This window comes from Vibrio sp. 1457 (genome assembly GCF_033340195.1).
Taxonomy (GTDB): Bacteria; Pseudomonadota; Gammaproteobacteria; order Enterobacterales; family Vibrionaceae; genus Vibrio; species Vibrio alginolyticus.
Genome location: NZ_JAWOWA010000148.1, coordinates 1 through 1038 on the forward strand (window position 1 = coordinate 1; position 1038 = coordinate 1038).

Sequence of the window (1038 nt, forward strand, 5' to 3'; positions counted from 1 at the left end):
GGCTTGATCGTTTTTATCCGGCACCGTGGATTGCGTTTGCGTCTCTACCGGTTTGGTCGGCGGCGGTGCTTTTTTATCTGCAGGCGGGAAATAGAGCGGACCTTTCAGACCGCAGCCCGTCAGGCTGAAGAGAGTAAGTAATACAGTGAGTGCCTTAAACACGTTTTTCATTATGGATTGCCTGTAAAGTTCATCGCTTTCTGCTTTCTATCATCGCAGGAGAAGGCGTAAAAGCAAGCATTTAGCGACTCTTTATGAAGTCTGAAAAGTGAGGAAATGCTGCGAGTATAACGCTTACTCGTGGGGATTTATGTTCTGCTGGCAGTTTCGTGATCAACACCTCGCGCCAGGATGGCTTTATGCACTATCGCAATGTGGTTTGTTTGTTGTCTTTTTTAGTTTCGTCAGCGTGAGGATGCTCGCTCGGTAAACCTGATCATAATGTTTACCAGAAACAGGGAAAGACGTGGTGTAACTGCGCCCTAATGAAGAGACAAATCTTTCGCTACACTGAGACATCATTATTCCGGTGACGGATGAATCGTGCCGGAACGCAGCCGCAGAGGTGCAAACTTTGAAGCCCTGACCCCATGCCGCTATACTGCCGCCATCACTTAAAAACAGGATACAACAATGAACGACAGTGAATTTCATCGCCTGGCTGATCAACTCTGGCTGACCATTGAAGAACGCCTGGACGACTGGGATGGCGACAGCGATATCGACTGCGAAATCAACGGCGGCGTACTGACCATTACCTTTGAGAATGGCAGCAAAATCATTATCAACCGCCAGGAGCCGCTGCACCAGGTATGGCTGGCAACCAAACAGGGCGGCTACCATTTTGACCTGAAAGGCGATGAGTGGATTTGCGATCGCAGCGGCGAAACCTTCTGGGATTTGCTGGAACAGGCGGCGACGCAGCAGGCGGGTGAAACAGTCAGTTTCCGCTAAGATTGCATGCCGGATAAGCCTCGCTTTCCGGCACGTTCATCACGAAAAATACTGCTGTAATAGCGGCGTATCGTGATCCTGATT

At 49.8% G+C, this 1038-nt stretch carries 2 protein-coding genes; one reads left to right on the plus strand and one right to left on the minus strand.

Annotated features, from left to right (window positions below):
• Positions 1-171 (minus strand): LPS translocon maturation chaperone LptM (gene lptM, locus R7Z41_RS24435; protein ID WP_318141696.1); only part of this gene is annotated, 171 nt, incomplete at its 3' end.
• 462 nt (positions 172-633) lie between these two features.
• Between lptM and cyaY the strand changes: the two genes are divergently transcribed.
• Positions 634-954, plus strand: coding sequence for an iron donor protein CyaY (cyaY, locus tag R7Z41_RS24440; protein ID WP_000999947.1), 321 nt, complete (start codon positions 634-636; stop codon positions 952-954).
• Positions 955-1038 lie beyond the last annotated feature (84 nt).

Coding starts and splice junctions, on each gene's coding strand:
- cyaY (WP_000999947.1), top strand. CDS start 634: ATGAACGACAGTGAATTTCATCGCCTGGCTGATCAACTCTGGCTGACC.